Source organism: Thalassotalea euphylliae, from assembly GCF_003390395.1.
GTDB classification, from domain to species: Bacteria; Pseudomonadota; Gammaproteobacteria; order Enterobacterales; family Alteromonadaceae; genus Thalassotalea_F; species Thalassotalea_F euphylliae_C.
Genome location: NZ_QUOV01000001.1, coordinates 3,158,748 through 3,183,329 on the forward strand (window position 1 = coordinate 3,158,748; position 24,582 = coordinate 3,183,329).

At 43.3% G+C, this 24,582-nt stretch carries 27 protein-coding genes; 25 read left to right on the top strand and 2 right to left on the bottom strand.

The window, feature by feature from the left end:
- Window positions 1-33: 33 nt before the first annotated feature.
- A complete protein-coding gene (locus DXX92_RS13985; RefSeq protein ID WP_116001003.1) occupies window positions 34-402 on the top strand; it encodes a PH domain-containing protein in 369 nt (122 codons plus the stop codon).
- 63 nt (window positions 403-465) lie between these two features.
- On the opposite strand, the gene DXX92_RS13990 is transcribed toward DXX92_RS13985, so the two are convergent.
- Window positions 466-1,392, bottom strand: coding sequence for an EamA family transporter (locus DXX92_RS13990; RefSeq protein WP_116001004.1), 927 nt, complete (start codon window positions 1,390-1,392; stop codon window positions 466-468).
- 390 nt (window positions 1,393-1,782) lie between these two features.
- Here DXX92_RS13990 and rdgB point away from each other — a divergent pair, with 390 nt between their 5' ends.
- The 5 genes from rdgB (at window position 1,783) to DXX92_RS14015 (ending at window position 6,713) form a co-directional block, all read left to right on the top strand.
- Entirely contained in the window at window positions 1,783-2,376 is a 594-nt protein-coding gene (gene rdgB / locus DXX92_RS13995; RefSeq protein WP_116001005.1) for an RdgB/HAM1 family non-canonical purine NTP pyrophosphatase, read from the top strand.
- A 48-nt stretch (window positions 2,377-2,424) separates the two neighbouring features.
- Window positions 2,425-3,576, top strand: a complete 1,152-nt coding sequence (gene hemW, locus DXX92_RS14000) for a radical SAM family heme chaperone HemW (RefSeq protein WP_116001006.1) — start codon at window positions 2,425-2,427, stop codon at window positions 3,574-3,576.
- The gene (tadA, locus tag DXX92_RS14005) at window positions 3,576-4,139 is read left to right on the top strand and encodes a tRNA adenosine(34) deaminase TadA (protein ID WP_116001007.1); all 564 of its coding nucleotides are present in this window, start codon (window positions 3,576-3,578) and stop codon (window positions 4,137-4,139) included. Before hemW ends, tadA begins: the two co-directional genes overlap by 1 nt.
- A 37-nt stretch (window positions 4,140-4,176) precedes the next feature.
- Window positions 4,177-4,707 (top strand): ArgR family transcriptional regulator, encoded by a 531-nt coding sequence (locus DXX92_RS14010; RefSeq protein WP_116001008.1) that lies wholly within the window; start codon window positions 4,177-4,179, stop codon window positions 4,705-4,707.
- A gap of 278 nt (window positions 4,708-4,985) precedes the next feature.
- Window positions 4,986-6,713, top strand: a complete 1,728-nt coding sequence (locus DXX92_RS14015; RefSeq protein ID WP_220347661.1) for a YHYH protein — start codon at window positions 4,986-4,988, stop codon at window positions 6,711-6,713.
- Between the two features lie 440 nt (window positions 6,714-7,153).
- Here DXX92_RS14015 and mltF read toward each other — a convergent pair whose 3' ends face one another.
- Window positions 7,154-8,620, bottom strand: a complete 1,467-nt coding sequence (gene mltF / locus DXX92_RS14020; protein WP_116001009.1) for a membrane-bound lytic murein transglycosylase MltF — start codon at window positions 8,618-8,620, stop codon at window positions 7,154-7,156.
- Between the two features lie 251 nt (window positions 8,621-8,871).
- Between mltF and purL the strand changes: the two genes are divergently transcribed.
- The 19 genes from purL to DXX92_RS14115 all read left to right on the top strand — a co-directional run bounded on the left by purL (window position 8,872) and on the right by DXX92_RS14115 (window position 24,545).
- Window positions 8,872-12,801, top strand: coding sequence for a phosphoribosylformylglycinamidine synthase (purL, locus tag DXX92_RS14025; protein WP_428977364.1), 3,930 nt, complete (start codon window positions 8,872-8,874; stop codon window positions 12,799-12,801).
- A 237-nt stretch (window positions 12,802-13,038) separates the two neighbouring features.
- Window positions 13,039-13,749 carry a hypothetical protein gene (locus DXX92_RS14030; RefSeq protein ID WP_116001010.1) on the top strand — a complete coding sequence of 237 codons (711 nt, stop codon included), beginning with the start codon at window positions 13,039-13,041 and terminating at the stop codon, window positions 13,747-13,749.
- Between the two features lie 32 nt (window positions 13,750-13,781).
- Window positions 13,782-14,171, top strand: a complete 390-nt coding sequence (locus DXX92_RS14035) for an MAPEG family protein (RefSeq protein ID WP_116001011.1) — start codon at window positions 13,782-13,784, stop codon at window positions 14,169-14,171.
- Window positions 14,172-14,270: 99 nt separating this feature from the next.
- Entirely contained in the window at window positions 14,271-14,645 is a 375-nt protein-coding gene (locus DXX92_RS14040) for a DUF7674 family protein (protein WP_116001012.1), read from the top strand.
- A 28-nt stretch (window positions 14,646-14,673) separates the two neighbouring features.
- A complete protein-coding gene (locus DXX92_RS14045; protein ID WP_116001013.1) occupies window positions 14,674-15,144 on the top strand; it encodes a hypothetical protein in 471 nt (156 codons plus the stop codon).
- Window positions 15,145-15,222: 78 nt separating this feature from the next.
- Window positions 15,223-16,275, top strand: a complete 1,053-nt coding sequence (locus DXX92_RS14050; RefSeq protein WP_116001014.1) for a DUF4344 domain-containing metallopeptidase — start codon at window positions 15,223-15,225, stop codon at window positions 16,273-16,275.
- A 137-nt stretch (window positions 16,276-16,412) separates the two neighbouring features.
- A complete protein-coding gene (locus tag DXX92_RS14055; protein WP_428977344.1) occupies window positions 16,413-16,748 on the top strand; it encodes an antibiotic biosynthesis monooxygenase family protein in 336 nt (111 codons plus the stop codon).
- A gap of 162 nt (window positions 16,749-16,910) precedes the next feature.
- On the top strand, window positions 16,911-17,276 hold the full coding sequence (locus DXX92_RS14060) for a cupin domain-containing protein (protein WP_116001016.1): 366 nt from the start codon (window positions 16,911-16,913) through the stop codon (window positions 17,274-17,276).
- A 189-nt stretch (window positions 17,277-17,465) separates the two neighbouring features.
- Complete coding sequence (locus DXX92_RS14065) at window positions 17,466-17,993, top strand: hypothetical protein (protein ID WP_116001017.1); 528 nt, start codon at window positions 17,466-17,468, stop codon at window positions 17,991-17,993.
- A 199-nt stretch (window positions 17,994-18,192) separates the two neighbouring features.
- Complete coding sequence (locus tag DXX92_RS14070) at window positions 18,193-18,615, top strand: MAPEG family protein (RefSeq protein WP_116001018.1); 423 nt, start codon at window positions 18,193-18,195, stop codon at window positions 18,613-18,615.
- A gap of 137 nt (window positions 18,616-18,752) precedes the next feature.
- The gene (locus DXX92_RS14075; RefSeq protein ID WP_116001019.1) at window positions 18,753-19,121 is read left to right on the top strand and encodes a hypothetical protein; all 369 of its coding nucleotides are present in this window, start codon (window positions 18,753-18,755) and stop codon (window positions 19,119-19,121) included.
- A 52-nt stretch (window positions 19,122-19,173) separates the two neighbouring features.
- Window positions 19,174-19,629: a GNAT family N-acetyltransferase gene (locus tag DXX92_RS14080; protein WP_116001020.1), complete on the top strand. Its 456-nt coding sequence runs from the start codon at window positions 19,174-19,176 to the stop codon at window positions 19,627-19,629.
- Window positions 19,629-19,958 carry a hypothetical protein gene (locus DXX92_RS14085; RefSeq protein WP_116001021.1) on the top strand — a complete coding sequence of 110 codons (330 nt, stop codon included), beginning with the start codon at window positions 19,629-19,631 and terminating at the stop codon, window positions 19,956-19,958. The genes DXX92_RS14080 and DXX92_RS14085 overlap by 1 nt, the downstream gene beginning before the upstream one ends.
- A gap of 255 nt (window positions 19,959-20,213) precedes the next feature.
- On the top strand, window positions 20,214-21,155 hold the full coding sequence (locus DXX92_RS14090; RefSeq protein ID WP_116001022.1) for a DMT family transporter: 942 nt from the start codon (window positions 20,214-20,216) through the stop codon (window positions 21,153-21,155).
- 182 nt (window positions 21,156-21,337) lie between these two features.
- The gene (locus DXX92_RS14095) at window positions 21,338-21,763 is read left to right on the top strand and encodes a GFA family protein (RefSeq protein ID WP_245961487.1); all 426 of its coding nucleotides are present in this window, start codon (window positions 21,338-21,340) and stop codon (window positions 21,761-21,763) included.
- The gene (locus tag DXX92_RS14100) at window positions 21,756-22,355 is read left to right on the top strand and encodes a DUF6817 domain-containing protein (protein ID WP_220347662.1); all 600 of its coding nucleotides are present in this window, start codon (window positions 21,756-21,758) and stop codon (window positions 22,353-22,355) included. The genes DXX92_RS14095 and DXX92_RS14100 overlap by 8 nt, the downstream gene beginning before the upstream one ends.
- 38 nt (window positions 22,356-22,393) lie before the next feature.
- Entirely contained in the window at window positions 22,394-22,816 is a 423-nt protein-coding gene (locus tag DXX92_RS14105) for a GNAT family N-acetyltransferase (protein ID WP_116001024.1), read from the top strand.
- Between the two features lie 97 nt (window positions 22,817-22,913).
- Window positions 22,914-23,969, top strand: coding sequence for a DUF2157 domain-containing protein (locus tag DXX92_RS14110; protein WP_116002448.1), 1,056 nt, complete (start codon window positions 22,914-22,916; stop codon window positions 23,967-23,969).
- Window positions 23,970-24,008: 39 nt separating this feature from the next.
- Window positions 24,009-24,545, top strand: coding sequence for an adenylate kinase (locus DXX92_RS14115; protein ID WP_116002449.1), 537 nt, complete (start codon window positions 24,009-24,011; stop codon window positions 24,543-24,545).
- Window positions 24,546-24,582 lie beyond the last annotated feature (37 nt).

Below are 24,582 nucleotides of genomic sequence, written 5' to 3' on the forward strand. Positions count from 1 at the left end.
CAAACCAGTTAATAATTGTCACAAGGAAAGAGAATGATTGATTTTAATAATAAAGAAGTATTTAAGCTTAAACAGAATGAAGAATACGGTGAAATGGTTACCGAGCTGTTAATTGATGGCGAAGAAATCATTGATGCGTACAAGTCGATGCGTGACGGTGTGGTATTTACCAGCAAACGCATTATTGCCGTTAACGTACAAGGGATTACAGGTAGTAAGAAAGACTTTACCTCACTACCCTATAAAAATATTGTTGCTTACTCAGTGGAAACTTCAGGCACTTTTGACTTGGACTCTGAGCTGGAAATCTACTTTTCAGCACTTGGTAAAGTGAAGTTTGAATTTAATGGCCAAGCGTCAATTTTAGCTATATCTAAAGTAATTTCTGAGCATACGCTTTAACGCCAATCATTAATTAGCTGGCAACTGATTTTTCAATTCAAGTTGCCAGTAAATCTACCTAATTTAACCCTTCACCCTGCTGCCTATTTTGTGCCTTAGCGTTTGCGCTAGCCACTCGCCTTTCATATTAATTACCAACCCTAGCATAACGACAAAAATCCCTAGCCATTGGCCACTGGTAACTTGTTCATTTAAAAACACCATGGCGCATAGCAAACCAACCACTGGAACAGCTAAGGTTAACGGTGCAACTTGGCCAGCGGGATAATTCGCCAGCAAATAGCTCCATAAGCTGTAGCCCAGCATTGACGCGCAAACCGATAAATACAGCAATACTCCAATACCGACTAGGTTAAACGATTGTAGGCTGGCTAAAATTGCGTCTTGCCCTTCGAAAACAAAACTCGCAATCGTAAAAGGAATAAACGCGAACCAAGACGACCACACCACTAAGCCTATTCCTGCACTGCTATTACCAGCCAAATAACCCTTTTGATTAATTTTGCGATTTATCACATTACCGCTGCCCCAAAGCACGGCTGAAGCAATCGTTAAGGCAAAACCAATCGCTGTCATTTCTGTCGCTTGCTCGCTATTGCCAATAATCACTAAGCCAAGACCTGCCACTACCATCGCCACTAACTGCGCAGGTTTAATCGATTCGTGCAGTATTAGCACCGACAAAATTATGGTAAACAGTGCTTGAGACTGCAGGACTAACGAAGCAAGCCCCGCTGGCATACCAAAAGCAATTGCACAAAACAGCAAAGCAAATTGGCCAAAGCACAAGGTTAGCGCGTAAAGCGCTAGCCAACGCCAAGGAATATTTGGGCGTTTTACCAGTAAACAGCCAATCACACCGACAAATAGAAAACGGCCTGCGCCCATCATTAGCGGCGGCATCTGCTCTACGCCCCAAGCAATCACAATAAAATTAAAGCCCCAAATAGCGACAATAATTAGCGCAAGTAAACTATCTTTGAGTGACATCCATACACCTCAGCAAAGTTGCTTCACCGCCAATTGAGCAGCGAAAGCTTATTTATGTAAAAACTACTTTGAAAAAACAATAAGAAAAAGCCGTTAGCTAATTAATCGGCAATAGACAGCAGCCAAATCAATCAGCAACGAGAAAACAAGTTAAGTAACTAACTTAGCAAGTAAACACAAAGAGCAACATATACAATTGCTTCAACTAAAATCAGTTTTTTGTATAGCATTGACCGTTAGCGACAAGTAATAGCGGTTTATCCTTTTCATTGTTTTCTTGCTTTTGACCACTCACTTATCGTTTGCCTTCTGCCACTTCTACCCAGCACCTGTGATTAACGGTATAATGCGCGCAAATTCAATTCCCGATAACACCTGATCAGAGCCCACATGAGCAAAATCGTTTTAGCCACAGGCAACCAAGGCAAAGTAAAAGAACTTGCCAACTTACTTGCAGAGCACCAAATTGAAGTATTACCACAAAGCCAATTTGACGTGCCGGATGTTGCTGAAACTGGCACTACCTTTGTTGAAAACGCCATTATCAAAGCACGACATGCGGCAAAAATCACAGGTTTACCAGCGATTGCCGATGATTCAGGGTTAGAAGTAGACGCATTAAATGGTGCGCCAGGTGTTTATTCTGCTCGCTACTCTCATGATGTAACCGATTCAGTGAGCGATGCCACAAACAATGACAAACTCCTGAGTGCACTTGCAAATGTGCCAGCCAGTGATCGTACAGCTAGATTCCACTGCGTATTGGTCTATATGCGCCACGCTGATGATCCAACACCGGTGATTTGCCATGGTGTATGGGAAGGTTCAATTTTAACGGAAAAACGTGGTGAGCAAGGCTTTGGTTATGACCCGCTATTTTGGGTGGAAGCGCATCAATGCAGCTCAGCAGAGTTAGCGCGTAGCGATAAAAACAAGCTTAGCCATCGCGGTAAAGCGTTAGCACAGCTCGTTAAACATTTTTAATGTTTTGCCTTTTAAGTCTAAGTAAAAAAGACCAAAGAAAATAAAACCATGAGTTTATTGGTTCAACAACCGCTATCGCTATATATCCATATTCCGTGGTGCGTACAAAAATGTCCTTACTGTGACTTTAATTCGCACGGTATGAAGTCTGAACTGCCTGAGCAAGCCTACACGGCAGCACTGCTAAAAGACTTAGACGATGATATCACCCGTTTTAACCTAAGCGATCGCAAGCTGCATAGCATCTTTATTGGCGGCGGCACACCAAGCTTGTTTTCCGCCAAAGCAATTGGCGATATTCTCGCAGGCGTTTTTACACGCTTTGACCACGACAGTGATATCGAAGTCACGCTTGAAGCAAACCCCGGCACAGTTGAGGCAGATAAGTTTGTCGGCTTTGCCGAGGCCGGCGTTTCGCGGCTATCGATTGGTGTACAAAGTTTTGAATCAGACAAGCTAATCAAATTAGGTCGCATTCACGACAACCAACAAGCAATTCGCGCTGCCGAGCTAGCCAAGAGCTGCGGGGTAAAAAGCTTTAATCTAGATTTAATGCATGGCTTGCCGGGGCAGTCGCTCGATGCTGCGATGGACGATTTAGCCCAAGCCATTGCACTTAAACCCGATCATCTTTCTTGGTATCAACTTACCATTGAGCCAAACACTGCCTTTGGCTCTAAACCGCCGAAACTGCCAGAAGATGAAACTTTGTGGGATATCCAAGAGCATGGCGTGAGTAAGCTAGCCGATGCTGGCTATCAACAATACGAAATTTCAGCCTACAGCCAATTAGGTAAACAAAGTAAGCATAATTTGAATTACTGGCGTTTTGGCGATTACCTTGGCATTGGCTGTGGCGCACACGGAAAAATTACCGATAGTGCGAGCGGCAAAATTTATCGCACCGTCAAAGTAAAACACCCTAAAGGCTACCTTGAGCAAGGCCGTCCAGCGTTGGATCATCTTAATACCGTAACAACCGACGAATTACCGTTTGAGTTTATGATGAATCAACTAAGACTGAGAGAGTCATTTGATATCAATCGATTTACACAAACCACAGGCTTAGCGTTAACAACTATTACTGAGCCACTGGCGCAAGCCTCAGCCAAAGGTTTATTGATCAACAACCAGCAAAATTGGCAAGTATCAACGCTGGGGCATCGTTATTTAAACGACTTACTAGAGCTGTTTTTATAATGAAAGAAATAACCGCCTTAACCAAGAATTCTAATAGCCCAGAAGAAGCTGTGTTTACCGCCCAAGATCATAAATTTATGAAAAGGGCTTTCGAGCTTGCGCAAATAGCCGAGCAGCATAATGAAATTCCGGTCGGCGCCGTTGTTGTCTATCAGGGTGAAATTGTTGGCGAAGGTTATAACCGCTCAATCATGGACAATGATCCGTCAGCTCACGCTGAAATGATTGCGGTGCGAGAAGCGGGCAAAAAGCTAGACAATTACCGCCTTATCGATTGCACCTTATATGTTACCTTAGAACCCTGCCCCATGTGTGCAGGTTTGCTAGTGCATAGTCGAGTAAAGCGTGTGATTTTTGCTGCGCCCGATGAAAAAACTGGGTCAGCGGGTACTGTGTTTAACCTGACCCATGAGCCAAAATTAAATCACTTAATTGACGTAAATTCGGGCTTGATGCAAGCCGAATGTAGCGCTATGCTGTCGCACTTTTTTAAGCGTCGTCGCGCTGAAATTAAAGCGGCCAAGAAAGCCAAAAAGCAGGCAGAGCAAAACGCTCAACAGTAACCAATTTATCAATAAGCCATCAGATAGTTATTGCGATATGACCCAGAGTAAATCAACACCCGCCAAGCCCGTCACTGCCAAACAACTACACGGCAAGCAAAAAGAAGAGCAACAATTACTGCAAGTATTTAAGTCGCTGATCAAGCAAGGCACTTATCGCTCGCAAGAAGAGCTCGCTTTTGCCTTAGCCCAGCAAGGTTATGAGCATGTTTCGCAGTCTAAAGTATCGCGCATGTTGGCCAAACTTGGCGCAGTTAAAACTCGCAATAGCCAGAATGAAATTTGCTACAACCTGCCAGACGCGCTTATTATCCCAAAAACTAAGCACCCAATTGAAACCATTGCGCTGGATTTAAAACACAATAACTACCAAATTGTCTTAAAAACCGGTACTGGCGGTGCCCCCCTAATGGCGCGAGTACTAGATTCACTGGAAGAGTCAATTGGTATTCTGGCGACCATTGCGGGTGATGATACTGTACTAATTATCCCTGAAGATATTTCACAAATCGAAGCGATTTCTCAAGCTATCATCGATATGCTAGATATTCCAACAAGGCGCGACTAATACTTGCGCCTAACAACCAACTCTTTAGTGGTGTATCACTTCTACTAACACACTTTCGTCAGCACACTTCTCTCCAATACAGTTAACGAGCAACTAACAAACCCCATAAGCAGCTTGCTCCCAACAAACCCTATAACACCCGCTGAGCTCCATACGCTCAAACCTCAAACCTCAAACGCCCAGCTTTACACAACATTTACATAGAGTAAGTTGTTTCAAATTTAGCCGTTTTATATATTATTACCCATCAAGGATATTTGTGTTACAAGAGGTTCGCTATGAAGTTATCCCCCGTTATTGTTCCCGTACTTACCAGTTTATGCCTAGTAACCGCATGCGGTGGCTCATCAGGCGGAGGCAGTGACGATAGTACACAAAACACTACAACACCACCTACTGATACCACACCACCAACAACGACTCCACCCGCACAAAACAATGCCCCTGTTGCAAATGCGGGCGAAAACCAATCCATCATACTAGGTGATAGCATTTCATTGAATGGTGCACAGAGTGCAGATAGTGATGGCGATAGCCTCAGTTATTTATGGGCGATTACCAATGCGCCAAACGGCAGTGCAGTTTCACTCACCGATGCAGAGAATGTTAACACCAACTTTACTCCAGACATTGCCGGTGACTATGTAATTAGTCTTACGGTGAGTGACAGCGAACTTGAACACACAGCCAGCGTCACGATTACCGTCACCCAAGCGAGCCAAGAAAACCAAGCTCCTATCGCTGACGCGGGCACCAACCAAAGCGCCAACGTTAGTGAAGCAGTGTTGATTTCGGGAGAAAATAGTCGCGACCCCGATGGGGATAGCCTAGCCTACCAATGGGCATTTACTGCAATGCCCAAAGGTAGCCAAGTTACCCTGAGCCAAGCACAATCAGTAGCAACTTCATTTGATTTTACCCCTGATGCTAGCGGTGACTACCAGTTGCAGCTCACCGTAAATGATGGCGAAATCACCTCCTCACCCGTGAGTATCACCATTACCGCCCAAAGCAATAACCTTGATATCACAGATAAAATTTTCGTCGAACAATCGGGTAGCTGTGCCGAATACTTAGGTACGTATCAATCAAATGTTGACGATATCAAACGCGGCTTAGCATTTAACGGCAGTGTCAACATTAGCGCTGAAAGCAGCGAGTGTTTAATTGAAGTAAACCAAATTCCAAACCACGACTTTAACGACCAAAGCGCCCGCTTTGCCAATGATGTACAAGAGGTGCTGTCGAGCTATCGTATTCCTATCAAACCTGAGCCAAGCGCTACGCCAGCCAATTTGATCATCGGCACAACTGAAGCCATTATGCTTAACGGTGTAACACTCGATATTTTAGCGGCAGCTTGTTACGGCGTGGGCGACGAACCGCTAGGTCGTGAGAAAATCGGCTGTGGCGCCAATCAAGCAGACAACCCATGGCGCTACGATCCGATGTCGCCACTTAATACTTTTGGCACCGATGTTCACAACGCTCATACCCAACCTAATGGCAAATATCATTATCACGCTAACCCGGTTGCTATGTTTAGCCAAAGCTGCGAAGCAAATATCGCCTCGCCAGTGATTGGCTTTGCCGCTGATGGCTACCCGATTTTTGGTAGCTGCTTTATTGACACAACAACTGGCGAAACGCGCAAGGCACTTTCAAGCTATCAGCTCAAAGACAATGGCGGTCCAAGACAAGCCGTTGATGGTTTTCAAACGCCACAAGCCGGCGTTGGCGATATTGCCAGTAATAACTACGATGGCCAATTTCGTGGTGATTGGGAATATGTTGAAGGCACTGGTGATTTAGACCAATGCAATGGCATGGTCGTTGATGGGCAATACGGCTACTTTGTTACCGACACCTTCCCTTGGGTGATCAATTGCTATAACGGTGAGGTAAATTCATCATTTAGCCGCTCGACTGAATTAGAACGTCGCAGCCATAGCCACGATTTTAGCCACGACGAAATGCATGAAAACGATATTGGGCATGACCATTAAAGCTGAGCATGAACACTAGAATTAGTGCTTCATTAGCAAGAAACTAAGAGTATGTCAGGAAAATCGTTTCAGTACTAAGTAACAAAAGCGGCGCAAACAAAAAAGCCTGAGGGCTATTCCATCAGGCTTTGTTTGTAGTAGGCATTGCGGCGGCTACTGATTTTTCGTTGTGTATCGCGAAGCATGCGCTTGCGTTGGATACTAAGTTGTATTCGACGTTTATTTAACGGCATCACAACCTCCTTTTTGTCAAATATTGAGAACAAATCGCGAGAATTTACTACATCCTGTAGCAACATCACGATTACATATAGGCATAATAACTAACCTATATGACTCTTTTATGACAAATCTTGACTGATCAGTCAACAACCCAGCATATTTTTATTGTTACCATAAGTAACTGTCACGCCTAATACTAGGGCGTGTTGAAATATAATCTATTCAGCGCTTTTATCAATTGGCTTGTTTGTGCTCGCGTCAACTAGTCGCTCAGGAGCTCCATTAGCCACTCCTTTAGCAAGGCCATTACGCACCTTTTCATCAAAATACGAGAGCGTATGATAGTAGCGACGAATATTCTCTACATATTTCACAGGCTCATCACCACGGGCATAGCCATACTTGACGGTTTTATAGTATTTCTTTTGCTTAAGTAGTGGCAGTCGCGGTTTAACATCTACCCAACGATCGGCATCGCCTCCTTGGCGCTGCGTGATAATGCGCGCATCGTTAACATGACCAAAGCCAACATTATAAGACGCCAGTGCAAACCACATGCGATCGGGAAACGGAATGCGATCAGGAATACGGTTAATTAAACGCTTAAAGTACTTTGCCCCACCAGCAATACTTTGCTCAGGATCTAGTCGGCTAGTCACGCCCATTTGTTTCGCAGTCGGTAAGGTTAGCATCATCATGCCTCTTACCCCTGTTGGCGAGCGTGCTTTCGGGTTCCAGTGGGATTCTTGATAGCTAATTGCCGCCAATAGCTTCCAATCAATATCTTGCCCGTATTTTTCAAATAGCGGCTGGTAGGTTGGCAGGGTTGTTTCAATCGCTGCTAAAAACGCTTGCGTATCAACATAATTAAATTGTTCGATATGGCCGTAATACTTATCATCAAGCGCCAGCAAAGTGCCGTCGTGATGCACTTGCCCAAAAAACTCGATTAGGCTGGCAATAATCGAATCATCACTGTGTTTACTGACCAGCCAAGCCAATGGCTCTGCTTTTTTAACGGTAAAACCAATGCTGATATCAGGGTAGTAACGACGGTTAATTGCCAAAACATGACTATCCACTATCGTGTAATCAATTTCCCCGTTAAGCACTTTGAGCAATAACTCTTCGCTGTCAAACTCACTACTTTCTTGCCAAGTTAGTGCCTCATGCGTTTGCTGCAATTCAACAAGGTTTTCTGCATGACTAGAGTTGGCAGTCACAATTAGCGAGCCCGTTAAATCTTTTAATGCTCGTGGTCGCTTGTTACCTTGACGAAACACTAACTTTTGGCTGACAGAGTCATAACTGGGGGCAAATTCGTATTGGCTGAGTCGATTTGGCGTGACCGCTAAACCAGCGGCGAGAAAGTCAACTTCCCCAGAATCTAGTCGAGGGAACAGTTCATCTAAGCTGTAACTGGGCATAATGCGTAATTCTACGCCTAAAGATTCAGCATATTTTTTTGCTAATTCATATTCAAAGCCAGCTGGTCCTTCCGCGCCAAGGTAATATGAATTGGGTCCATAAAGGGTGCCAACGGCGACATAACCACGTTCAAGTACACGAGAAATATTCGGTCGGTCAGCTTCTTCTTTACAGCCAGAAATAGCCAGTACAACCAGCGCGAGCGACAGTTTAAGAAAGTTGAACAATTGGTTGGTTTTTTTATAGTAAATGTTCATACCTAATCATTGTGTCGTGAATTGAAAAACAGTTAAAGCATTTTTTCACTTTTTGCCGCTACGCCAAGGTTTTAGAGCCATTGCTCGTTAAAATCTTACAAAGATTTTGCTGTTTAATACGCCTCGTTTCTCCTATAATACGCGCGATTTTTACCCCATGTTTTAACCACGGAATTTGGTGCATGGTTGGTCTGTGTTTTACCGTTAAAGATCCGTGGTGACAAGCAACTAATTTACTAGTGAGTAAACTAATGGCGATGTTGATCCAAACCCTTCGTGGCGCTCCGGCACTTTCTGACTTTAGAATTCAAAAATTATTAACGCAATGTGCTGAAGCTGGCCTTCCTGTTAACGACATATACGCAGAGTTTAGCCACTTTGCCCATTTATCAGTAGCGCTTACCACTGATGAATCAGAGGTACTTGCCAAACTGTTAACCTACGGTCCAACCATTGAAGAACACGAGCCAAACGGCACTTTGTTATTAGTGACGCCGCGCCCAGGCACTATTTCACCATGGTCATCAAAAGCCACCGACATTGCTCACAATTGTGGTTTAGACAAAGTTATCCGCCTAGAGCGCGGTATTGCTTATTACATTAATGGCGAAACGCTAACGGTTGAACAAGAAAAATTACTTAACAACCTGTTGCACGATCGCATGATGGAGTCAATCTTTGCTGAGTTTAACGACGCACAAGCATTATTTGCGCAAGCAGAGCCGGGCGAATTTAGTTCAGTAGACGTACTTAGCGGTGGTCGCGATGCCTTAGTAAAAGCCAATACCAGCTTAGGCTTAGCATTAGCGGATGATGAAATTACTTACCTAGCAGATAACTTCGCCAAACTTGGCCGCAACCCTCACGACATTGAACTTTATATGTTTGCCCAAGCAAACTCGGAGCATTGCCGCCATAAAATTTTTAATGCTGACTGGACGATTGACGGCGTAAAACAAGAAAAATCGCTATTTAAAATGATCAAAAACACGTTCGAGGAAAACCCTGCTTACGTGTTATCTGCCTACAAAGACAATGCTGCGGTGATGGCTGGCTCTGAAGCAGGTCGCTTCTACCCAGACCCAGAAACGAAAGAATATGGCTACAGCCACGAAAACATTCATATTCTGATGAAGGTGGAAACCCATAACCACCCTACGGCTATTTCTCCGTACCCGGGCGCGGCAACGGGCTCAGGCGGTGAAATTCGCGATGAAGGTGCCACGGGTGTCGGCTCAAAACCAAAAGCAGGCTTAGTTGGCTTCTCGGTTTCTAACTTACGTATTCCAGGCTTTGAACAGCCATGGGAAATTGATTACGGCAAGCCAGACAGAATCGTTACTGCACTCGATATTATGCTAGAAGGCCCTTTAGGCGGCGCAGCATTTAACAACGAATTCGGCCGCCCTGCGATTACCGGTTACTTCCGTACCTACGAGCAACAAGTCAACTCATTTAACGGCGAAGAAGTGCGCGGCTATCACAAGCCAATTATGATTGCCGGTGGTTTTGGTAATATTCGTGAGCAACACGTGCAAAAAGGCGAAATTAACGTTGGTGCTAACCTAATTGTACTAGGTGGGCCAGCGATGAATATCGGCCTTGGCGGCGGCGCAGCATCATCAATGGCGTCTGGTCAATCATGTGAAGATTTAGACTTTGCATCGGTGCAACGCGATAACCCAGAAATGGAGCGCCGTTGTCAAGAGGTGATCGACCGCTGTTGGCAGTTAGGCGACGATAACCCCATTCTATTTATTCACGATGTCGGTGCTGGTGGTTTATCAAATGCCTTCCCTGAATTAGTGTCTGACGGTGGCCGTGGCGGTAACTTTGAACTACGTAACGTACCAAACGATGAACCTGGTATGGCACCACATGAAATTTGGTGTAATGAATCACAAGAGCGTTACGTTCTAGCGGTTTCTGACGAGCAACTACCGATTTTTGAAGCGATTTGTCAGCGCGAGCGTGCTCCATTTGCTGTGGTTGGTAAAGCCACCGAAGAAGAGCACTTAACGGTAACAGACGAACACTTTGCCGATGACGAGCACAAAAACAAACCAATTGATCTGCCGCTTGACGTGTTATTAGGTAAAACACCGAAAATCATCAAAGACGTTAAAACGACAACAGCGGCTGGTGATGAAATTAACCTAGCAAACATTGATGTTGCAGAAGCGGCAGATCGCTTACTGCGCCTACCAACCATCGCCGAGAAAACTTTCCTTATCACCATTGGTGACCGCTCAGTTACCGGTATGGTAGCACGCGATCAAATGGTTGGCCCATGGCAGGTGCCGGTTGCAGATTGTGGTGTAACCGCAGCTTCGTTAGATTCATACCACGGTGAAGCGATGGCAATGGGTGAACGCACACCAGTTGCCCTACTAAACTACGGCGCTTCAGCACGTTTAGCAGTAGCAGAATCACTAACAAACATTGCCGGTGCTGATATTGGCGACTTAAACCGTATTAAACTTTCGGCTAACTGGATGTCGCCAGCAGGTCACCCTGGCGAAGATGCTGGTTTATACGAAGCGGTAAAAGCTGTAGGTGAAGAGCTTTGTCCTGAGCTTGGCTTAACCATTCCAGTGGGTAAAGACTCAATGAGTATGAAAACCCAGTGGGAGAAAGATGGCGAACAAAAAGCAGTTACGGCGCCTATGTCGCTTGTGATCACCGCCTTTGGCCGCGTGGAAGATATTCGTAAAACAGTAACGCCTCAGCTACGTACAGACCAAGGCGACACTCGCATCGTTGCGATTGACTTATCTGGCGGTAAAAACCGTTTAGGTGGTTCTTGTTTAGCACAGGTTTACCAACACCTAGGCACAGAAACACCAGATGTTGACGAAGCTTACCTGCTACGCGGTTTCTTTAATGCAATGCAAACCTTAGTTGCCGAAGGCAAATTATTGGCGTATCACGATCGCAGTGACGGTGGCTTGTTTACCACGATTGCTGAAATGGCATTTGCTGGTCACACAGGTGTTACCGTTGACCTAAGTGTGTTTGAAGGCACAGATGCCGAAGTACTGTTCCACGAAGAGCTAGGCGCGGTAATTCAAATTCGCGAAGACGATATGGAAGCAATTCACACCATCTTCTCTGAGTACGGTATTTTAGATTACTGCGCAGACGTTGCTCGCATTAACGACACTGACATGATCACCTTTACCCGTAACGAGCAAGTGGTACTGGAAAACTCGCGCACCTACTTCCGCACGGTGTGGGCAGAAACCACTCTTAAAATGCAAGCAATGCGCGACAACCCAGAATGCGCACAAGAAGAATTCGATGTTAAATTTGATACCGAAGATCCGGGCTTAAACGCTGAGTTAAGCTTTGATATCAACGAAGATATCGTTGCCGACTTAATAGTAAAAGACGCACAAGCGGGCACTAACCCGAAAGTGGCAATCTTACGTGAGCAAGGGGTGAACTCGCACGTAGAAATGGCAGCCGCTTTTGTTCGCGCAGGCTTTAACGCAATTGACGTACATATGTCAGACATTCTGGCAGGACGTGTTGATTTAGCTGACTTCCAAGGCTTAGTAGCATGTGGCGGTTTCTCTTACGGTGACGTGTTGGGCGCTGGTGAAGGTTGGGCGAAATCCATTCTATTTAACGCTAATGCACGAGAGATGTTTAAAGCTTTCTTCCACCGCGAAGAGACTTTCTCACTAGGTGTGTGTAACGGCTGTCAAATGCTATCAAATCTTAAAGAAATTATTCCGGGCTCTGAGCACTGGCCGCGCTTTGTGCAGAACGAATCTGAGCGTTTCGAAGCACGTTTCTCATTGGTTGAAGTGCAAGAAAGCCCGTCTATCTTCTTTAAAGGTATGGCAGGCTCACGTATGCCGATTGCAGTATCACATGGTGAAGGTCGCACTGAATTTGTTTCAGATGAAGCCATTGATGCCGCCAACGACTCTGGCACAGTTTCAATGCGTTATGTAAACAACTACGGCGATGTGACTGAAACTTACCCAGCGAACCCGAACGGATCGCCAGATGGTATTACAGCGTTAACCACCACAGATGGTCGCGTGACCATTATGATGCCACACCCAGAGCGTGTCTTCCGCACAGTAGCTAACTCATGGCACCCAGACTCATGGGGTGAAGACTCACCTTGGGTACGTATGTTCCGAAATGCGCGCAAGTTTATTGGCTAAGAATTACTAGCTAGTAAATCTCACGTATTCCAAGCCCGCTTCTCAGCGGGCTTTTTTATAACTAAAACACCTCAACATTGATTTCATACTTTTCGATCACTGGTATCAAGGTACCGTCAGATTTAACCTATTGGCTATTATGGAAAATTTATTGAAGCTAAAGTAATCTGTTACAAGTAATTCTGGGAATATAAGTAATAAAAAATAAGAAGTTTAACAATAAAAGGATCTTTTAGTTTGAATGGGAACGCAGTCAATCCATGGCGTGTTGATAAATTAGAGTATTTTCTAGAAAAAAAGGAGAACTCTTTCGAACATATTGAAAGGCTTAGGTCTTTGACTCGGACTATTGATATTTTTCATTATCACCTTTATGAGGCAAGAGATTCTATCAACGCCACTGGCGACTTAACTTCCGTCAAGGGATTTGAGTTCGTTTTATCGGATGAATTTAATGATAAGTCATCAATTAAATTAAGATTGGCAATACAAGCTAATATCCAATCCTCTCTATATTCCGCCAGAGCAATTTATGATTTGTTTGCTCAGTTGCTTAATAGCCTCCTTTTAGATAAACCTTTAGCGACAAATAATTGTGACTTTTTTAAGCTTCAAAGAAAACTCCCAGAGTCCAAGCTAAAAAATTATCTAAACTATTTAAGTTCAACTATTGAATTTCAATACGTAAATGCCTTTTTAAACACAATAAAACACAGAAATTTAGTCTCATTTAGTGCTTTATATGATTTCGAATCCGATAAAGGCGGTGTAAGGTTTGGCTCTTTCGATTATAACGGTACCAAATTTCCACGCATGTGGGCACAAGATGTAATGGAGTATTCGCTATTTGTGAAGAATTCAATTGTTACTGCCGGAAATTGTTTAAACCAAGAGCTAGGCATAATAAATGCTCCTAAGAACGCTGAGCCACAGCACATAGAAAACTAATCCATTAAAATAACAACAGGAAACTTAAAAAAATGATAACACTAATCTGGTGCCTAATATTGGCCGCGCTACTTCCTTATATTGCTAAAGCACCGTTGGCCGCGGCGATGAATAAATTAGGGGGGTATGACAACAACCACCCGAGAGAGCAGCAAACGAAACTAACTGGTTTTGGTGCTCGTGCCCTAGCAGCCCATCAAAATGCATTTGAATCGCTGATTGTCTTTACCGCGGCGATTTTACTGGCAATTGCGACGAATACCACAGGCGAAACAATTCAAACACTTGCCATTGCTCATATTGTTTTAAGAGTTGCCTATCACCTACTTTACCTACTCAATATTGGCCTACTACGCTCAATTGTTTGGGGATTCGGTATAGCCTGTTCATTTGCCATTATGTGGCTCTGTATTCCGAGTTAACCAGTGCCTACCTAGTCAAACAAGTAGGCACCTGAACACAAGCATTTTGCTCGTTTAAGTAAGTATCACGTATTATTTGGTCGGGGCTTAGAACTATCAATGCAATTGCAAGAAATGTACGAAGAGTTTAGAGCCACTTTTCCAGAAATTACACGCAAAGCTGACATCGTTCACATCAAACTCTGGGGTGAACTCGATCCAAGTTTCGCATATTCGTGGTTTGAAAGTTTAGCGAATGCCATCAATCATGAGATGTCCAAAAGTAGCGAATCAGCCCAATATAGACCAATTTTCGAATACTTTAGACAAAAGTACCTCTTTGAAAATAATGATATTAAAAACTGTATAGACGTAGCCTTTGTCGAGAATTTATTCTGGCGGGTAAAAGCAGAGCATGCATCACCCTACTGGGCATTAATGCCTGATATTCTTAAACAACTGTATATTCAGTTTCATGGTCGAAGCCGCTGCTAGTGCAGTTGTAAAAAACTAAGGAATATTAGTGAAACATTTAGCTATTGTTGTTTTAACAATCACGTTGTTTGGTTGTGCCAGCGGCCAATTAGATCTTTATAACGCTAACGGTAAGAAAGTTGGCGAATGCACAGCAGGTTATGATTGGCATCCATACGGCGTAAAAGACTCTGTCGACTGGCTACTTAATTGGTGTGCGCAACAAGCGATCGCCCAAGGTATGGAGGTCGTAAGAGTTTCCGAGCCAGCTATTCTGCAAAAAGACTATTCTTACCCTAAGCCCACTGCTGCTGATTATTGGACGAAAAAATCTTCGAAGGCTGCATTTCACGCCAATATTATTACCGAAACGGAATATGGCTATATTCTGGCAGATATTGAAAACCAATTTTATTTAAGAAATGTTGATGCGCAAAAGCAATTTGAACAAGGTGAGATAAGCGAGGAAGATTATCGCCAGTTATTGGAGAAGTCGGCGCTTATTTTCTATGGTGACTAAACCTCACAGATCAGCAAAGTTTGTTAAGCTCACTATTGTTTATCTCACTCTTGTTTATCTCACTACGGAGGCAAAGTTATGAATATTAAGCCGTTAGCCATGTGCTGTTTGTTCAGTTTTTTTCAGTTGTCAGCACACGCCACTGACATAGCTGAAAGTGCTGAGAGCGCTGATAACTCTGCATTTTCCAACCTAACAATAGATTCCGTATTTAACACCCCGCACTTTTATGTTGAGAGCAACCTTGAATTTGCCCTATTGCACGAGCTAGCCCATGCGATTATTGAGTTAAATAATATTCCAGTATTAGGTGGTCGAGAAAAAGCAGCCGATCAAATCGCTACCATGTTTATGATGCTAAACAGTCGCGACGTAGAAGATGATTTGTTAGATCAGATGATTTCCATTTCCGCGGAATGGATGATTGAATGGCAACAAGAAGTAGAACATTCATCTATTGCTTTTTGGGATGTTCACCCATTGTCGATTCAACGTTTTTATGACGTTACTTGCCTGATGTATGGCGCTGCGGTGGATAAGCTAGAGCGAATTCGAAAAGAGGCGTGGCTTCCTTATCAACGCGCTTGGGATTGCGACATTGAGTTCCAACAAAACCGAGAAACATTGAGCTGGCTTGCCGACAACTACAGTTATGTAACCTTCGATGAAAACTGGCACCCTGTTCCCAAAGTAAACGCCAGCGCTGTTCACCCAAAAGTTAATGTGCAATACATAACGCCCTCTCGGCCCGCGCACAAAACCATACTAGAGTGGTTACAATCGTCCGAGCGTGTTGCCTACATTCTTGGCCGAGTGAATGAAGCGATTAAGCTACCCAAGCCAGTGACCATTTATTTTGAAAGCCAATGCTCTGGCCCAGATGCTTGGTGGAATCCCAAAATTGATGGCATTATTGTTTGCTACGAGTTGATTGAGCAGTTTGAGCAAAATAAAAAACGCTTAAAGCCTTTAATTAATAAGCTCAAAGGTGAAGCGAATCAAAGCCATCTGTTCTTGTTTCCTAGCAAATACGAAACGCTGATATCAAAGCAAAAAGGTGTTCTTAGAGAGCGCTTTATCCAAATGATGGATCAGATGTTAGAGCAAAATAAAGATGCCCAATCAAAATAATTGCTGTCATAAACCGCAATAGATAGTAGGCGTTAATCAATGAAACTCGTAAATCACATGTTTAATTAACCAGACCTCTGCCTTGTGGTATCTATACTATGGTCATTTCTGAAAGTTATAAAAAGTAAACCGTGATTATGATTGCTAAGACTCCGAAACCGCCTTACTACGCCGTTATATTTACTTCCTTGAGGAGTGAAAATGACACAGCTAATAACACCGCTAATGACGATGGTTATGCAAAAACTGCCGAACATATGGTTAATTTAGCCAGCCAGCAATCTGGCTTTCTTGGCATTGAATCAGCGCGTGAAGGTCTTGGTATCACCGTCTCTTATTGGCAAGATCTTGAATCTATTCGAGCGTGGAAGGTGAATGCCGAGCACCAACTAGCGCAGCGCAAAGGTTACGAGCTTTGGTATGAAAGCTTTAAAGTACGTATTACGAAAGTTGAGCGCGATTACGGTGTTTAATCACTACTTTTTTTGCGTGGTTTGATAGGAGCATAGGCAGTTACTGGCACGAAAGTTACATACACAAAAGCTAATTGTACGAAAAAAACTGAAAAGCCTTTCCTATAAGGACACTCAAGGTAACATCATTTAGAGCTGAGCAATAAACACAAAGGAGCAGCAATGTCTTTCACCGCCATTAACTTCAAAGAAAAGTTCGATAAGTTTGCCGAACAATGGTCGCCACGCGTTATAGCTGAAATGAATGATTATCAATTTAAACTGGCAAAGGTGGAAGGTGAATTTGTTTGGCACCAACACAGCGACACTGATGAAGTGTTCATTGTAATAAGTGGCACATTAACGATCGAATTTAGAGATGGTAAGGTTACGCTACAAGCAGGTGAAATGTATGTTGTGCCCAAAGGTGTTGAACATAAACCTGTAGCGCAAAGTGAATGCCAAATTATGCTGGTTGAACCTAAAGGCGTGGTCAATACCGGAGAGGAAACCTCTGATTTAACCGCTGAAAACGATGTGTGGATTTAGGACTTAGAACCTAAGGTTTAGGGTTAAGATTTACATCTCGTTACGATTTAAACGTTTGTATTTGGCATATTTTGCGAAGACTATAGAACTTGTTGTTCATTTAACAACTAAGCACTGAGCTATACCAAACGCTAAGCAGTAATGTATCGCTGTTAGCCATCATTTGTCATAGATAAAAGGATTTACCGCATGAACAAACATAGACTCATTTGGCTTATCGCCCTGTTTGCCGCACATATATCTATAACTAGCCACGCTGAAGATATCAATTTTTCCCTAGGCACTGGTTATCCCTACCTTTTTATTCCAGAAGTTTCATATTCCGCTAGTGGTGGCCAGCAACGTTTATATGCGAATTACAAATTAGGTTTAGATGACGGCTTTGCTATCGGCTTTGAACATAGCCTTGATTCAGCTAATCAACACGCGATTGGCTTATTAGTCGGAGCGATTGGTGCGCAAGACGACGAGCGGCCATGTCCCAACAATGATGAAGAAAACAGTGTTGCGGAGGGTTTAGCCAGTGTCATAGCGTGCAGCATAGTTGAAGTATTCGACCATGAAACCACAAACGGTATCGGCTTATCGTACAGCTACAATCATCGCGGTTTGAATAACTCTGGCTTTCGTATTCGCTTTGAGGCTGGTTACGGCGAAGGGGTTGATAGTAAAGAAAAGCGCTTTGATGGCGCTGTTGTACTGAGTTATCAATTTTAAGTTGTCGGTTATAAGTTATCAGTGCTAAGTAAATAGCGTTTGAGATATTTCTTATCAGTTCAGGGAATACTAATGCAACGCGGCTATTCGGGTGTATACATCAAGTAACTAGTTAATAAACAGCACCTTTCTCCAAACAAACACTCGTGTTATGGTTAATTTATATTCCTTTATAAAACAAAAATAACTAGGACAAGAGATGACAGACGCAGCAATTTTCTATCCCGTACTCGCACAAATTTTATTAGTGATCTTATTGTTTTTCACACTGGCGGCGCGAAAAGCTAAGGCGGTAAAAGCAAAAAGCGTTGATTTAACCAAAACAGCGACCGACTCAAGTGCTTGGACAACAGAGGTTGTCAAAGTATCAAATAATATTGCCAATCAATTCGAAACTCCGATCTTATTTTTGATCTTGTGTGTTATTGCTTTTGTATTGGGACTGGCTGATTACATTACTGTTGGCTTAGCTTGGGCATACGTCGTGTTTCGCTATATTCATGCCTATATCCATATCGGTTCAAACTATGTGCCCTATCGAATGCGCACCTTCGCCGTGTCGTTATTGATTATTTTAGCCATGGCTATTCGTATTGGGCTTGAGATAAATACCATTACCTAAATAAAAAAGTGCTTAAGTAATCTTGCAAATATCAGCGAGGTTACTTAACTCGTTCTATTTACCTAGCTCTCTGTACTTAGGGCAAATTACATAGAAAGACTTACAACACACGAACAAGACAACTATGGTTGCAGTTTATGCCATACAAAATTACCAGTGTAGTGGTTGGTTTATATGCATTAATTGGTTTAGCCGTTTGTTATTTTTATAATTTTACAAATTGGTTAAGCCTATTCGTTGCTGTTTTGAGTTACGCGCTACTACCTGCTTTGAGCGCCTACTGGACGTGGCAGAAAGTAAGAGTCGGTATTTTGATTGCGGCCTTGTATTTTGCATTTCAGAGTATTCGCCGCGTGAGCCCTGAGAGCTTTTTACCGCATATCGCGCCAATATCGCTGTCTTTTCCGTTGGGAGATTTTACTTCAGGAAATGGACTATTAATTGATGTCTTTGCGATTGCCATGGTTATTATTTTGCTTTCTTTACAAGCCAAAGCTAAGCATTAATTTAAGAGCCGACTGCTGTATCAAGAGAGTTAACGTTTAGGAGAGGAGCGCCATGAATATTCAATTGGATGATTTATCAAGTAAGCAAGTTCTCGCATTATTACAAGAACACCTTGATGATATGCAGGCAACCTCACCACCAGAGAGTAAGCACGCGCTTGACTTGGATGGGTTAAAACATCCATCGGTAAAGTTTTGGTGCCTTTGGGATAGCACAACACTGGCAGGCTTTGCCGCCTATAAGCAACTAGATAACAAGCACGCAGAATTAAAATCAATGCGAACCTCGGCGAACTACAAAAATCAGGGTATCGCTACCCGCCTGTTAACGCATATTATCAGCGACGCTAAAGCCAATGGGTATACACGAATCAGCCTAGAAACTGGTTCGATGGCATACTTTAAGCCCGCTCGTGCCCTTTACCAAAAACATGGTTTTGAATATTGTTCACCCTTTAGTGACTATGCTGAAGACCCCAATAGCAAGTTTATGACCTTGAGTTTGTGATGAGTAAACGTTTTACTTCAAGTTGGTTACGGCGCTGCATCGCGACTTGCCTCGCCTCAACGATTACAGCTTGTGTTGTCGTGCCGATCACCGATCATAGCTATCAAGCAAAATGTGAAATGTCTTCGGACAGAAAAATATTAAAAATAGTAGATGGTTATAAGGATAATAATACTTATTACTCTATTTCTGGCGTAATATTGCTGCCCATTACAGGTATTTTCTCTGGCGCATACGTCGCAGTAAACAATATTTATCACCTTGGTGAAGAAACTATTGTTTGCGGCAAGAAAACGGCTAATGGCGGCTCAGAAACATCAGCTAAGTAGCGAAGTGTGTTCGCGCGCTAGTCTAGCCAAGCTATGGCCTATTCGTATCGCTCTGCTTTGATCACTTATACCAATTGAATTAATTAGTTGATCAATTATGGCGTAGGAAAAAGGCTCAGAAACAAGGCGTTATTTATTGTTAACTAGTTGTTCTAATTTCAAAAATAACAACGCAGTTAATGAGCCTTTTAACCAGCCAGAATAATCAAGTATTTATTGAAATTGGTATTAATATTAAAATTTAGAAACTAGTCGATGAAAACCGTTTTTTATACCCTACTTGCACTTTGTGCTTTTGCCGGCAACTCTATTTTGTGTCGTTTAGCATTAGGCGAAAATACGATTGATGCCGCCAGCTTCACCAACATTCGTTTAGTCTCTGGCATTGTTACTTTAATGATGATTTACGCCTTTGTTAACTTAACAAACAAGTCAGCAAACAAGGTCACCGAAAGCGTTGCGAAAGGCTCAAACACGCACCCGCAAAAATTAGCGTCACTAAAAAGTGCGACTGGCACTTGGTGGGCTGCCGCTATGTTATTTACCTATGCCGTAACCTTTTCTTATGCTTATGTAACGCTAGATACAGGTACTGGCGCATTGATCTTATTTGCCACTGTGCAACTCACGTTAATCTTCATTGGCTTAATAACGGGGAATCGCCTTAATGCGTTAGAGTGGCTGGGCTTACTATTGGCCTTTTCAGGTTTTGTTTATTTGGTTTTGCCAACGCTAAGCACGCCGTCGTTAATTGGCTTTATCTTAATGTCTATTTCAGGCATTGCCTGGGGGTTTTATACTTTGGCCGGCAGGCAATCAATGAATCCACTTGCCGATACCAGTTTTAATTTTTTAAGAACCCTGCCATTTGTCATTGTGCTGTTGGCATTGACCATTGCAACCGCAGATATTAGCGCGCAAGGCGTGGGCTATGCTGTGATGTCTGGTGCTGTAGCTTCTGGCTTAGGTTACACCATTTGGTATAAAGCCCTACCTAGCCTATCGGCCATACAAGCCGGAGTTGTACAGTTGTTAGTGCCGATATTAGCGGCGGTTGGCGGCGTTATTTTCGCTGGTGAAAGTTTGTCGATGCGTTTAATCATTGCATCGTTAACGATTCTAGGCGGCATACTACTTGTGATGTCTTCAAAGCACTTAATCGCGCTAAGCGCCAGCAAGCCAAGCAAATTGGGTTAGTCGCATCGACCGTTGCTAACAGTAAGTTTAAGCGCGCCCTCCCTAGCTAAGCCTAGTTCACCCCAGCCTATCGAGTGTTGTTTACGCTAGCTCTTGCCAATTTGCATTGACCTGTTTATGTTGTAGATAGGTGTTTTAGCTACACCTTATAGCCAAGCTTACTCTTAAACAAGGAAGTGCAATTGTCTGATACAAATCCCCCAATGCTCACTGGTAGCTGTTGCTGCGGTAAAGTGAGCTTTTCGCTAGCAGATGATTTTAGTCAATTCTATTTTTGTCACTGTCAGCAATGTCAAAAGCTAACTGGCTCTGCCCATGCTGCGAACTTATTAACCGCACCTGAAAATATTCAATGGCTGCAAGGAGAAGAGCTACTTAAACGCTACGATCATCCAAGGCGTTCATTTACGAAAGTATTTTGCACTGCATGTGGCTCAGGTTTACCGTTTTTAACGCAAAGTAAATTGTTTCTCATTGTGCCAGCGGGGTGTTTAGATACGCCACCGACAAAGCAGCCCGATGCGCAAATGTTTTGTGCCGAGCAAACTGATTGGCACCAATTAGGTATTGATGCGCCAAAGCACGATGGTTTTCCGTGTAATGACTAATTCTTCACTAATGTCCCAAACAGGCGCTCAAGCAAGTGCACAATCAAACAGTAGCACCAATACTCAGGCAACTGATAAATTTAAGGCATTGCAGGCGATGGGCGCGGGTGAATTTGCTCATCTTAATGGCTCATTGATCGAACACTTATTATCAACAACACAGCTATTAAGGAAATGGCAAGCTCGCACTGTGCTATGCGATGCTGGCCTTTATCATGCGGCCTATGGCACCGCAGGCTTTGACGAAAAAATGCTTTCTCTTGCACAGCGAAACGACGTGGCAATGTTAATTGGCAAGGAAGCTGAGACAATTGTTTACTTGTATTGCTCTTGTGATCGCGATTTCACCTTCTCACGGCTTGGCACCAGCAATGAAATTCAATTTAAGGATCGTTTCACTGCCAACACCTTTAACTTATCCCAACAACAAGCCGAAAACTTTTGTGAATTAACCGTTGCCAATGAGCTTGAGCTGGTTATCGCTAGCGATCAATTTCGGCAACAACATGGGCAAGGGTTAAAGCAGCTTTTTAATAAGATGAAACGCTGGCTTAGCCCATATGCGATTGATGCCTATGAACGTGAACTATAAGCTAACAAGAAGCTAGCTAACAGCCAAGAGCAGCAAACATGCATCAACAAGTTACGATTAGCTCATCGCCACCCAAGCCAAGTGAATTTATAGCCTTGCGCGCTAAAGTAGGTTGGGGTTGGGGTGAGACTGACCCAAAACTTGCGCAGACTAGCCTAAGTAATTCACTATATTGCTTAACTGCATATCACCGAGATCAATTGGTTGGCATGGTAAGAGTCGTTGGCGATGGCGCCCTATTTTTCTATATTCAAGATTTAGTGGTAGATCCTGAGTTTCAACATAATGGCCTAGGTACGGCCTTGATGGAAAAGCTGGAATGCTACCTATCAGAAGTTGCAAAGCCTGGCGCCACGGTTGGCTTATTTAGTGCTCAGGGAAAAGAAGCATTTTACCAACAATTTGGTTATACCAAGCGCACAGGTGAACCTTTGGGCTTGGGCATGTGTCGCTTTATTTAATCTTTAATTTTCATGCTTAATTTTTCATGCTTAACGTTAGGTATTTTACAGTAGTGAATAGCGATAACGACATCGTACAACAAGGACAGGTGATTTGATAAAAATAAGTCAACAGCAACTTAATGATGCTGCCGCTAAGCAAATTATTAGCCCGCAGCAAGCAAATGAACTGTATGCCTTTTTCGAAGAGCAGCAAGCCAACGTCGCTCAGTTTACCTTTACCCATGTGCTCTACTACCTAGGTGGATTGATCGCCATTGGTGCCATGAGCCTATTTATGACGCTAGGTTGGTCGTCTTTTGGTGGCGCAGGCATTCTAGCAATTTCTCTTGTATATGCCTTACTTGGCTTGTCGTTAACTCATCACTTTGCGAACAAACAATTAGCGATTCCAGCGGGTATTTGCGCAACATTTGTGACTTGTTTAACGCCACTCGCCGTATTTGGTTTGCAACAATGGCTAGGGCTGTGGCCTGATGATAGTGCCTACCGAGATTATCACCGATATATTGCATGGCATTGGCTGTATATGGAATTAGCAACATTGGCGATAGGTACGATTATCGCGTGGCGTTATAGATATCCTTTTTTAGTCATGCCCATTGCCGTCACACTTTGGTATTTGACTATGGATTTAAGCGTCATGCTGGCTAAAAGTACTGACTATGAAACCAGCTGGGAGCTGCGTAAGCTCGTTTCCATGTATACCGGATTATTAATGATCGCATTAGCGTTTTGGGTAGATATTCGCGCCAGAGCAGCGAACGCAATTAATCACAAAGACTATGCTTTTTGGATTTACTTATTCGGCGCCATTGCATTTTGGGGTGGTCTTTCACTGCAACACTCTGATAGTGAATTAGCCAAGCTCGGCTACTTTGCTATTAACCTGACAATGATCGCCTTTGGTGTATTGCTGGTGAGAAGAGTGTTTGTTGTGCTCGGGGCGTTTGGCTGCAGCTTTTATTTAGGTCATTTGGCTTACAACGTATTTGAAGACAGTTGGTTTTTCCCAATTGCATTATCATTAATTGGCCTGCTGATTATTTATTTAGGTGTATTGTGGCAAAGGCACGAACAAGTAATTAGCCAACGACTGCAATCATTCTTGCCGCTACCATTACAACAATTACTTGCCAGTAAACATGGCTAGTTGTTGGCAATAAAAGAGCAAACATCAATGGTGAAAAACATGCAGAGAGTTGTTGTTATCGGCTCAAGTTGCAGTGGTAAATCAACATTCGCGATGAGGCTCGCCAAATTGATAAATTCGCCTTACATTGAACTAGATTCCCTGCATTGGTTACCCGATTGGCAAGAGCGACCAGACAGCGAATTTCGCCAATTAGTGCAACGAGAGGTCGATAAAAACTGCTGGGTGATTGATGGCAATTATGCTGTCGCTCGTGATCTTTTATGGCCAAAAGCAACAACCATCATTTGGCTTAACCATAGCTTTGCACGTGTATTCTATCGCGCGATTCGTCGCTCGATTATACGTGCGGCGACCAAACAAGTACTTTTCGCTGGTAACATTGAAACGTTTAAACAAAGTTTTTGTTCGAAAGATTCAATTATTTGGTGGGTACTGACGACCTATCATGCCAAGCGCCGTAACTATCGAGCTTTATTAAACCAGCAAGCGTCAACAGGTACAAAGGTTATTGAATTTACTTCCCAAAGACAAATAAATACCTTTCTCACCTCGCTTGCCAAAGCTGATGTTTAACACTGATAAAAACTTTCGTTAGAGCTGCTAATCAACA

What these genes read in the sequence shown, in the direction of transcription:
- DXX92_RS13985 (WP_116001003.1), top strand. Translation starts at nt 34, where the DNA reads ATGATTGATTTTAATAATAAAGAAGTATTTAAGCTTAAACAGAATGAA.
- DXX92_RS13990 (WP_116001004.1), bottom strand. Translation starts at nt 1,392, where the DNA reads ATGTCACTCAAAGATAGTTTACTTGCGCTAATTATTGTCGCTATTTGG.
- rdgB (WP_116001005.1), top strand. Translation starts at nt 1,783, where the DNA reads ATGAGCAAAATCGTTTTAGCCACAGGCAACCAAGGCAAAGTAAAAGAA.
- hemW (WP_116001006.1), top strand. Translation starts at nt 2,425, where the DNA reads ATGAGTTTATTGGTTCAACAACCGCTATCGCTATATATCCATATTCCG.
- tadA (WP_116001007.1), top strand. Translation starts at nt 3,576, where the DNA reads ATGAAAGAAATAACCGCCTTAACCAAGAATTCTAATAGCCCAGAAGAA.
- DXX92_RS14010 (WP_116001008.1), top strand. Translation starts at nt 4,177, where the DNA reads ATGACCCAGAGTAAATCAACACCCGCCAAGCCCGTCACTGCCAAACAA.
- DXX92_RS14015 (WP_220347661.1), top strand. Translation starts at nt 4,986, where the DNA reads ATGAAGTTATCCCCCGTTATTGTTCCCGTACTTACCAGTTTATGCCTA.
- mltF (WP_116001009.1), bottom strand. Translation starts at nt 8,620, where the DNA reads ATGAACATTTACTATAAAAAAACCAACCAATTGTTCAACTTTCTTAAA.
- purL (WP_428977364.1), top strand. Translation starts at nt 8,872, where the DNA reads ATGGCGATGTTGATCCAAACCCTTCGTGGCGCTCCGGCACTTTCTGAC.
- DXX92_RS14035 (WP_116001011.1), top strand. Translation starts at nt 13,782, where the DNA reads ATGATAACACTAATCTGGTGCCTAATATTGGCCGCGCTACTTCCTTAT.
- DXX92_RS14040 (WP_116001012.1), top strand. Translation starts at nt 14,271, where the DNA reads ATGCAATTGCAAGAAATGTACGAAGAGTTTAGAGCCACTTTTCCAGAA.
- DXX92_RS14050 (WP_116001014.1), top strand. Translation starts at nt 15,223, where the DNA reads ATGAATATTAAGCCGTTAGCCATGTGCTGTTTGTTCAGTTTTTTTCAG.
- DXX92_RS14055 (WP_428977344.1), top strand. Translation starts at nt 16,413, where the DNA reads ATGATTGCTAAGACTCCGAAACCGCCTTACTACGCCGTTATATTTACT.
- DXX92_RS14060 (WP_116001016.1), top strand. Translation starts at nt 16,911, where the DNA reads ATGTCTTTCACCGCCATTAACTTCAAAGAAAAGTTCGATAAGTTTGCC.
- DXX92_RS14065 (WP_116001017.1), top strand. Translation starts at nt 17,466, where the DNA reads ATGAACAAACATAGACTCATTTGGCTTATCGCCCTGTTTGCCGCACAT.
- DXX92_RS14070 (WP_116001018.1), top strand. Translation starts at nt 18,193, where the DNA reads ATGACAGACGCAGCAATTTTCTATCCCGTACTCGCACAAATTTTATTA.
- DXX92_RS14075 (WP_116001019.1), top strand. Translation starts at nt 18,753, where the DNA reads ATGCCATACAAAATTACCAGTGTAGTGGTTGGTTTATATGCATTAATT.
- DXX92_RS14080 (WP_116001020.1), top strand. Translation starts at nt 19,174, where the DNA reads ATGAATATTCAATTGGATGATTTATCAAGTAAGCAAGTTCTCGCATTA.
- DXX92_RS14085 (WP_116001021.1), top strand. Translation starts at nt 19,629, where the DNA reads ATGAGTAAACGTTTTACTTCAAGTTGGTTACGGCGCTGCATCGCGACT.
- DXX92_RS14090 (WP_116001022.1), top strand. Translation starts at nt 20,214, where the DNA reads ATGAAAACCGTTTTTTATACCCTACTTGCACTTTGTGCTTTTGCCGGC.
- DXX92_RS14100 (WP_220347662.1), top strand. Translation starts at nt 21,756, where the DNA reads ATGACTAATTCTTCACTAATGTCCCAAACAGGCGCTCAAGCAAGTGCA.
- DXX92_RS14105 (WP_116001024.1), top strand. Translation starts at nt 22,394, where the DNA reads ATGCATCAACAAGTTACGATTAGCTCATCGCCACCCAAGCCAAGTGAA.
- DXX92_RS14115 (WP_116002449.1), top strand. Translation starts at nt 24,009, where the DNA reads ATGCAGAGAGTTGTTGTTATCGGCTCAAGTTGCAGTGGTAAATCAACA.